The sequence below is a fragment of the Okeania sp. SIO3I5 genome (genome assembly GCF_010672085.1).
In the GTDB taxonomy this organism is placed as follows: domain Bacteria; phylum Cyanobacteriota; class Cyanobacteriia; order Cyanobacteriales; family Microcoleaceae; genus Trichodesmium.
In genome coordinates this window covers 1-9,337 of sequence record NZ_JAAHHT010000316.1, presented here as the reverse complement: position 1 = coordinate 9,337, position 9,337 = coordinate 1, and the positions used below count along the sequence as shown (strand labels likewise).

The following is a 9,337-nucleotide window of genomic DNA, read 5'->3' as shown; positions in this document are numbered from 1 at the left end:
TTATTGAGGATAGTTGTGTGGTCAATATTCCAAGCTTCTAAACAAGTTCCTGACATTTGAGCGGTGGTAAAATTAGTGCCTATTGCTAATGCTTCGGTTAAATTTGCATTGTTTAAATTGGCAGCTTTTAGAGAAGCTTCTCCTAAGTCTGCTAGTTTGAAATTGGCATTACTTAAGTCGGCACTTACCAGGTTTGCTCCTCTTAAATTTGCTTCTATATATTGTTGGTCTTTTCCCCATCCAGTTATTAATAATTCTCTGACTTTTATATCTTCTAATATAGTTGCTTCGACTCTAGCAAATTTCAAATATTTGGTTTCTCGCCAGAATGTGCGAGTAGCATTAACAAATCGAAAATTTGTGCTTTTAAGGATGGCATGACTAAAGTCGGCATCGGTTAAATTTGCATTTTTAAAACAAGTGCCTTTTATAGCTCCAATGGCAACAGCAAATTTAAGGATGAAAAGATTATTTTTGTCTTCAGCTAATATCTTTTTTGCAAGATATTGACATATTAATATTAAGGTTAAACAAAGAACTATACATAGGATAATAAGCATCCACGGACTAGAATAACTTCTAAAATAATTTGAAATAGTCAATCCTCCAGCTATTACTACTGAGATTCCTGCTACTGCTGTATTTGCCAACCATTTTTCAGCGATAATTTCTGCTAAAACAACAGCTAAACTAAGAGTAAAAACTAATACAAATATTGCCATTATAGAAATCATTAAAGTCAGAATTATACCCAGTATAGAATTCACATCTCCATTATTCCAATAATTATCTATACCTATGATAATATTGCTACTCCTAAATATCCTTAATTGTCCTGATAACCAAAGGACCCAATTTGGTGCTTCTGAAATTCTGAAAAAACGAAAAAAAATGTCAAGTTTTTTCTCACTTATTGCCAAAGCTTCAAGTATTGGAATTGTTAGTATTATTAGAGAAAATAGATAAAGTAAATATTTTATTGTTTCTACAATTCCTTGGCGGATAGTAACCACTAATAAACTAATATTGACAAATTCTATAAACATTAATATTGCCATACCAAGATGGTTTAGTTCCCCTGATTCAGAAGCAATAAATCTAATGGGAACTGTAACAGCAAGAAATACTGCAATACCTGAAGTTATAAACAGGATAGCCGTGACAATAAATTTGATGATTATCTGAGATTTTGTTAATCCTGCTAAAGCATAGTTGAAGTTAGCCTTCGTGAGATTTGCTCCAGTAAAATCTGCTCCTCTTATATCAGCAAAAGAAAAATCTGCACCTGTTAAATCTTGATTTTTAAAAGAACGATTTTGATAATTTTTGCGTGGTTGTTTAGATGAATGAATTAGCATTATATTAACTCCTTTTTCTTTCGTATCAATAATTTCTCTATCCCCAATATTTTTTCAAACTAACTAAATCTTAGCTTTTCTAAATTATCACCATCAGATTATTAAGAGGGAGAGAAAATAATCTTAACTTTCTACAAGATTTATTTTAACTCACCCCCTTTAACCTTTACTATAATTAATTGACTTCTGCTGATAATTTTATCCCAAATGAATCTCGTAATTTTTGTAAAGCTCTTCTTCCTTTTTGTCGAACTCTATCGACTAACCTTTTTTCATCATCTAAATCCTCGATAATTAATTCGTTAAAATCAGCAACGCTTTTTGCCACTTCCTTCCATAAATATCCTTCAACCTCTCTCAAGTGCAAAATAAATTTTTCTTCTTCACTTAACTTTTCCAAACCTTCACTTAATAATTTTAGGTTAGGTTCTGTTGAATATATTAAATCTTCTTTTGAGTAAGTTAGATCGCTTTTGTTTTTGAGTTTTTCAACTAATTTTCCAGGTTTTATCTTTTTAGCAAAATTTTTAATGACGTTCAAACAGATTGTCTTGTACCAAGGATCAAAATTTTCAACATTTACTTTTTCAGATATAATTTTTTCTAAAGCAATTTCACGAGCTTCGACAACTACATCCATTATATCGTAATAAAAATGTAATCTACGTTGGTTAAGATTGTGATAAATAAATGCTTGAAAATATTTAGACTCTCGCATCCTGTATATATCACAGTCTAATTCTTTCGTTTTATTTGGTCCTGAATTTTGAGAATTTGTTTTTTCGTCAAGATTTCTAATGACATTAAAACAAATTCTCCTAAACCAAGGATTAAAACTTCCAAATATTTTTTCAGGTACAATTTTTTCTAAAGCAATTTCACGAGCTTTGACAACTATTTTTTCTAAAGCAATTTCACGAGCTTTGACAACTATATCCATTTCATCATAATCAGAATGTAATCCAAATTGCTTGAGCTTTGGGTTAATAAATTGCTGAAAAGATTCAGACTCTCGCATCGCCTGTATCTTACTATTTAGTTCTTGATTGAAGTCATTAGTTTTATTTTCTACTGATTTTTCAGACTTTGTTTTTTCCTCAAGATTTTTAATGACATTTAAACAAATTATCTTTAACCAAGCATAGAGCATTTCTCCATATATAATTTTTTCTAAAGCAATTTCACGAGTTTTGACAACTACATACATTGCATCATAATAAGAATCTAATCCAAATTGCTGGAGATTTCTGTCAATAAATGCTAGGAAATATTTAGACACTAGCATCCTGCGTATTTTACTATTTAGTTCCTGATTAAAGTCATCCATTTCTAATGTTTTTTGGTAAAGGTCTGGGTTTTGTAGATGATTTTACTGTAAGCACCTTTTTAAAGTTGGTATTGCACTACTATACTATACTTTCTAGTCTGGCTAAACTTTCAGAATAGAAGTGACTTAGCACTTCACAGTACCTCTACCTATATTTGTGTCCGAGAATGGCAAAAATGTGACAATATTATTTAGCTTTTATGGTCATATCAAATCTGCTTCCGGGTATCTCTACTGAATATTTGTGTCTGAAAATAGAAAAATTTCAGAGACTACCCTCTTATTGCCTGACTAGATTTTCCAAAAACATTTCACGGTGGAAAATTGACACAAATTTTAACCTGTTAAAACTTTTGATATTTATGCAAACCAACTACAACGCCACAATCTAGACGATAATTTACCTAGTAAAAATCATGTAAATTTGCTGCCAACTGGATTGCCTGACTAGATTTTCCCAAAATATTTCACGGTGGAAAATTGACACAAATTTTAATAGCTGTTAAAACTTTTGATATTTATGCAAACCAACTACAACGCCACAATCTAGACGATAATTTACCTAGTAAAAATCATGTAAATTTGCTGCCAACTGGATTGCCTGACTAGATTTTCCCAAAATATTTCACGGTGGAAAATTGACACAAATTTTAACCTATTAAAACTTTTGATATTTATGCAAACCAACTAAAACGCCACAATCTAGACGATAATTTCCCAAGTAAAAATCATGTAAATTTGCTGCCAACTGGGATGAAATAAATAAAAGATTATCTGAAACAACTATTTTGGTTAGCATTAAACAAACCCAATTGGTTACAAAAACCTCACATTTAGAAACTTGTTACTGAAATAATTAATAATTAAACAATTAAATCATTAAATCATTAAATAATTCATGTTTAAAGCTTTTCCTTTAAAGGGGAAAACAATAAATTTTTTCATTTTAGTCAATCCTATTCCTAAAAGGGAGAAGTAATTATCCATTAATGAATGATGATTTCTTTCCTTTATTGATTAGTAATATTCTTACTAAGTTGAATTCTAAGTGTTTCTTCAAACCTTCTCGATGCACTAAGTTATACCAATTTGAAAAAAGAATGTTACGAATAGTAATGGGTAGAAAAATATTTTACAGGAGATCCCTCTTTGAGAAAAAGATGATTTTCGACTAAAAAATGCTGTTGAAGCCATTCCCATACGACTCCTGACTCCTGAGTCCTAAAAAATTCCCTAAGTATTTGTAGCAAACATTTATCAAAATGGTATTAATTGCCCAAGGGGAGAAAAAAATGTTAGCCAACTTAGATAAACCTGTAACTTTCAAATAACTAGCTTACAATTTAGAGTCTAACAGTTATGCCTTATCCTATTAGCGCGTCTAACTTTAAAAGGTTAAGACTAAAATATGTATGTTAAAATCAAAGTTCTTTTTTGATAAAAATAATCATTCTTGTAGGTGGTGTGAGTAAACAAAGCTCGCCTTCATCTCAAACTCTATTTTTAGTCAATCGCAAATGTTTAAACTGTACCTTAAAAAAATTACAATTACTTTCCTTGTATTATTTCTCAATCCATTAATCGCACTTAGTCAAGAAACCACCAAAGAAATTTGTCCTACGGAACTAACTAATGCTATTGATACTGTAATAAATCGCCCAATTTTTCGTCGAACTCGGTGGGGAATTTTAGTCGAAACTTTATCTGGAAAAACTACAATTTACAGCCGAGATGCTGAATATTATTTTATCCCTGCTTCTACAGCTAAACTATTAACAACTGCAGCAGCATTACAAAAACTAAGACCTAATTTTAGAATTAGAACTTCAGTTTATAGTGATGGTAAAAACAATATATATGTTGTTGGTAGAGGCGATCCTAGTTTCACAGAAACTCAAATGAAAAGTTTAGCTGAACAACTAAAAGAACAGGGATTAGAAAATATCGAGCAACTAATTGCTGATGATAGTTATTTTCAGGGAATAACAGTTAATCCTAATTGGGAATGGGAAGACGTTCAAGCTGGTTATGGCGCACCAATTAATAGTTTAATATTTAATCAAAATGCTATAGATTTAGTTTTATCTCCTCAAGGTTTAGGTCAACCTTTAAAAGTTACTTTTGTTAATTCGGCGGAAAGTAAAAAATGGCAAATAGAAAATAATTCGGTGACTGTAACGACAAATGAAAAAGAATTTGTTGAAGTAGGGCGAGATTTTATTCAACCAATAATTCGTATATCTGGGCAACTCCGAATTGGCTCGGCATCGGAACCTGTTTATGTGGCAGTTGTAGAACCTGTGGATAATTTTTTAAATAAATTTCGTCAAGTTTTAGAGTCAGAAGGAATTAGGGTTTCTCGAATAGTAAAAAATTCACAAATAACCTCTAATTTAAACTTAACTGAATTAGCTTTTGTCGAATCTTCCACACTATCAGAATTAATAGAAGAAGTGAATAAAAAAAGTAATAATGTTTATGCAGAAGCCTTGTTACGTCAACTAGGAGTTAGGAGTAGATTAGTTCCTAATAAAAAATCTGATAATGATACTTTGGCAAAAAGTTTAGAAGAGGTAAAAGTAACTTTAACTAGATTAGGAGTTACTCCCAATAGTTTTAAATTAAATGATGGTTCTGGTTTATCTCGTCATAATTTAATTAGTCCGGAGGCTTTAGTACAAACTCTCAGAATAATGGCTAATTCTCCCTGGGCAAATATTTACAGAAATTCTTTACCTATTGCTGGTATTAGTGGCACATTAAGTCGGCGTTTTAGAAATAGTTTTGCAGAGGAAAATGTACAAGCAAAAACAGGAGCAATTAGTGGAGTTTCTGGTTTAGCAGGATATATTCAGCCTAGGAATTTTCAGCCTTTAGTTTTTAGTATTATTGTTAATCAATATGATTTAGAAACCAAAGAGTTGAGAACTGCTATTGATGAAATTGTTTTGCTCTTGACTCAGTTAAATTATTGTGATTAGAAATTATTTATCCGTCAAAAATTAAACAGTATTTAGAACCATTGAAAACTCTGATACTAGGTGACATAAAATTAATACTATAGCGGTTTTTGTTGGGATAAACAGTAGGGAAACTCGATGGAACCTCCCTACAACGTTTTGGTTTTAACTATCCCAATTTATCGTCTCGCACATTGATTTACTTCTACAGGAGAAAGTTGACCCGCATCATCCATAAGTGCAAAAATATAATCACCATTCGGTCTAACTTGGAAGAAAAAGTTGTCTGGAATGTAAGTGGGGTGTTTGCGATTCGTACCAGGATATACAGGGTCGTAGCCGAGAATAACTATTCCTCTTGGAGAGCTACGCATCCTCATAGTTTGCTGAACATAAGCAGTACGTCCAATATTTGGCTCGAAATATTGAGTAATCATAATTCCTTCATAACCATTCATCTGTAAAACACTTTCGTAAACAATACCTAAAACACTATAAGTTAGCCTCAAGCAACCATAAAGAGGATTTGATTGAGCGAGATATTTTGGTGAATTTTTATCAGAAGAATTATAGCTTTTATTTGTTGATAATTCTGCCGTAGTAGACTGAGGTAAACTTATTCCAGTAGCTATTTGAAGAGGTAGAAAAAAGGTAGTTACAAAAGAGTAAACTACTATTTGAATTAAAGCCTTATTTGACCCATGTAAAAATGAGTTTGAATTCTTTTTTTTAAGATGTTGATTTTTCATTTTTAATCCTTATTTTCCTGTGATTTTGAAATTAACTGGTTATATTATTTTTTGATTGATGCAGTGCAAAAAATCCTGCTAAATTGTCTGGTTTAATACCTCAATGGATAACCTCTTATTGTTGGTGAATAAACTTGATAATTTCCAAAACCTCTTGCAGCATTAATATTACCTGGTTTTTTTACCAAACTTTACCAGGAGGTAGTTGATTACTCAGAGATAGCCGTTCTACATATTTTTATGCTAAGTAAAATTAACTATACTCTTCAAAACTATCTAAAGAATAGGGATTGACTGAGAGTTGCATATATTGATAGAGGAATGTTTGGCTTTATCCTCCAGACCCCAATTCCCTAATTTCTTGATAGTGTCCATAAAATGAAGCACTACTCATAATATTTACTTCAAATAGTTAATCAATTCTTTTTTGCTTTGATGTTTTTTTTATTCTATCAATCTTCAAAAAAAAATTAAGCTTGAGGAAATTTCTCTTTTGAGCTTCTAGTTTTATGGTTAGCTCTTATACCAAGCGTGATAAATGTTTGTTACATAAGGTAAAAGTAAGGAAGAAGGCTTTAGTTATTTAAGATAGAAGGGATAAATTTTGAAAAAAAAGAGAAAACGATAGAGATAACTATCTAAAATGAATGGGAGCAGCTATATTGGCTACAAAGTCAGAAATGTTGATGAGAATTTATTCCTGATTGTATAGGTTTATTGATATAATTTAACCAGAAAATTTAGGATTTATTGCCAATGATAATTTTTAGCTAAAACGAAAAATATAGACAATATTTTGCAGATCTATCAATTAATAAAATCACTACTTGATAAACTTGATTTTATTAATTGATATCCAGGTGCAGTTTCCAGATCAGATAAATTGACCAAAATTGCCCAGGTATGATATCATTAACAAACATTGTAGTTATCTAATTTTATAGATTATGCAAATGTTAGAAAAAGAAAAAATAGCATTAACATTAAATAATTAATGGAGTGCAACATCAGCCAAATATAGAACCTCCCGTGACATTATTTAGATGTACTGCGAGAATATCTAGGTTTAACAGGCACAAAAAAAGGATTTGATCGCGGTGAATGTGGAGTTTGCACCGTTAAGATGGGAAGCGGATAAATTCTTGTATGATTTTGGCAGTGATTATGTTACCAATTATTCCACCTCCGAAAGGCTTTAGAATATTCTACACTCCTAATAGTGAGCTTCTATTATTTTACCGTCCAAATGGTATGAGATACTTACTTATATTCGCAATTATTTGCATTTTAGCTTGGATATTATTCTGTATTTTTATTGCTACATTGCTGATAACTTCATTTATTCTGATTCAAGATTATTTAATCAGTATTTTAACTTTTATATTTTTCTTTATTCCTTTAGTGATGTATTTTTTTGCTGCTAAAATTTTTAATCAAGCCTATATAATCCTATATTTTTTTCTAGCAAAAGCCACCTTTGACTTAAGATTTGACTGCCTAATTTTCAGTGAAAAATTAGGTACTTTTAGACAAAAAAAACAAAAGATTAGGCGCTCAAAAATTCAATATATACAACAAGTTAAAACTAGCGGTTTTAAAGGAAATAAATTTTCATCATGGGGCCTATTAATCAAAACTACCCATCAAGATTATCATCTTCTTGTCTATCAGTCTTATGACAAGATTCAATGGCTAGGTAATATTATTGCTACATGGGCTAAAGTTAGTTACCTACCATCATTAAAATGAAGTCATAAATCATATCTTGTCCGTTGGTATAGTCCCGTGTAAACCAAAAGGTAAATGTCTACAGGAAATTTAAGTTTTTTCGAGGTTAATACCCTTAAAACCCAGATTCCGCACTTCAATTTGCATTATTAAAAGTAGCATAAAAATTCGTGACTTGGTAAGTATTTATACTATGCAAATCATCTCAATTACTTTTTTCGTTGATCAAATTCCGAGTAAATAATCAAGCATAAATACTTGCTTGATTATTTACTCAATTACGGCAGCTATGATTTTCTTCTAAAATTCTCTCTTAAGTCTCCTGTCTCGAGTCTCCTGTCTCGAGTCTCCTGATTCCTGATTCTATACTACATTTTGTGGTGCGGAATGTGAGTTAAAACCGTTAAAATAACCAGACAAATTAACAACAAAAAAAAGACCTTAATCAAAGGCCTATCAATATTAATAAGTTATAACTAAAATCAAAGGCGGCACCCAGATTCGAACTGGGGGATGAGGATTTTGCAGACCCTTGCCTTACCACTTGGCCATGCCGCCGTTTTTACTTACTTATATTAAGTATACACTATTCAAGGAAATATCGCAAGCCTTAAACTGAATGGGTTCTAAATCACTTATGGCCTTGCTTTCCATTGCACTATGGACAAATACTTAAAGCTATTTATCAAAACGTTGGTTGAAGACTCGCGCTCTCCCGCACGGGAGCTAGGGCATGAAAACCAATCAATGTTGCGGGTTTACATATAGTATGTTAGAATGTGAATATTGAAAATTAATTTGGGCAAGACTCAAACTAGGAGTGAGAACAAAAAATATAACCTCTAAAAATAAACTAATCAGCTGACGTATAGTGTTTTTCAATAATTAACAATTGATAATTATTATCTTGAAAATAAAAAAAGCTCTCCATTTCTGGAGAGCTTTTTTTAATTAATCAATCGGTTAATGATTAACCCTTGATAGAAGGAGCTTCTACTGCAGCTAAATCTAGAGGGAAGTTGTGAGCGTTACGCTCGTGCATTACTTCCATTCCTAAGTTAGCCCGGTTGATGATGTCTGCCCAAGTATTTACTACACGACCACTGGAGTCAATGATAGACTGGTTGAAGTTGAAACCGTTTAGGTTGAATGCCATTGTACTCACACCTAATGCTGTGAACCAGATTCCTACTACTGGCCATGCTCCTAAGAAGA

Annotated in this window: 7 protein-coding genes, 1 tRNA gene and 1 pseudogene; 3 read left to right on the top strand and 6 right to left on the bottom strand. The window is 31.6% G+C overall.

The window, feature by feature from the left end; all coding sequences use genetic code 11:
* Together F6K40_RS36355 and F6K40_RS36350 are read right to left on the bottom strand one after the other, a co-directional pair.
* Positions 1-1,358, bottom strand: a 1,358-nt coding sequence (locus tag F6K40_RS36355; RefSeq protein WP_293143889.1) for a pentapeptide repeat-containing protein, incomplete at its 3' end; no start/stop codon positions are given.
* Between the two features lie 175 nt (positions 1,359-1,533).
* Positions 1,534-2,565: a sigma-70 RNA polymerase sigma factor region 4 domain-containing protein gene (locus tag F6K40_RS36350; protein WP_293143886.1), complete on the bottom strand. Its 1,032-nt coding sequence runs from the start codon at positions 2,563-2,565 to the stop codon at positions 1,534-1,536.
* Positions 2,566-3,165: 600 nt separating this feature from the next.
* Between F6K40_RS36350 and F6K40_RS36345 the strand changes: the two genes are divergently transcribed.
* The gene (locus F6K40_RS36345; RefSeq protein ID WP_293143883.1) at positions 3,166-3,294 is read left to right on the top strand and encodes a hypothetical protein; all 129 of its coding nucleotides are present in this window, start codon (positions 3,166-3,168) and stop codon (positions 3,292-3,294) included.
* Positions 3,295-3,343: 49 nt separating this feature from the next.
* Here F6K40_RS36345 and F6K40_RS36340 read toward each other — a convergent pair whose 3' ends face one another.
* Positions 3,344-3,484 carry a hypothetical protein gene (locus F6K40_RS36340; RefSeq protein WP_293143878.1) on the bottom strand — a complete coding sequence of 47 codons (141 nt, stop codon included), beginning with the start codon at positions 3,482-3,484 and terminating at the stop codon, positions 3,344-3,346.
* Positions 3,485-4,202: 718 nt separating this feature from the next.
* Between F6K40_RS36340 and dacB the strand changes: the two genes are divergently transcribed.
* Positions 4,203-5,666: a D-alanyl-D-alanine carboxypeptidase/D-alanyl-D-alanine endopeptidase gene (gene dacB / locus F6K40_RS36335; RefSeq protein WP_293143876.1), complete on the top strand. Its 1,464-nt coding sequence runs from the start codon at positions 4,203-4,205 to the stop codon at positions 5,664-5,666.
* A 158-nt stretch (positions 5,667-5,824) separates the two neighbouring features.
* On the opposite strand, the gene F6K40_RS36330 is transcribed toward dacB, so the two are convergent.
* Positions 5,825-6,394 carry a hypothetical protein gene (locus tag F6K40_RS36330; protein WP_293143873.1) on the bottom strand — a complete coding sequence of 190 codons (570 nt, stop codon included), beginning with the start codon at positions 6,392-6,394 and terminating at the stop codon, positions 5,825-5,827.
* A gap of 1,146 nt (positions 6,395-7,540) precedes the next feature.
* Here F6K40_RS36330 and F6K40_RS36325 point away from each other — a divergent pair.
* Positions 7,541-8,143: a hypothetical protein gene (locus F6K40_RS36325; protein ID WP_293143870.1), complete on the top strand. Its 603-nt coding sequence runs from the start codon at positions 7,541-7,543 to the stop codon at positions 8,141-8,143.
* A gap of 465 nt (positions 8,144-8,608) precedes the next feature.
* Here the strand turns inward: F6K40_RS36325 and F6K40_RS36320 are convergent.
* A tRNA-Cys gene (locus tag F6K40_RS36320) sits at positions 8,609-8,680 on the bottom strand.
* 412 nt (positions 8,681-9,092) lie between these two features.
* Positions 9,093-9,337 (bottom strand): annotated as a pseudogene (locus F6K40_RS36315) (photosystem II q(b) protein); the annotation flags it as partial.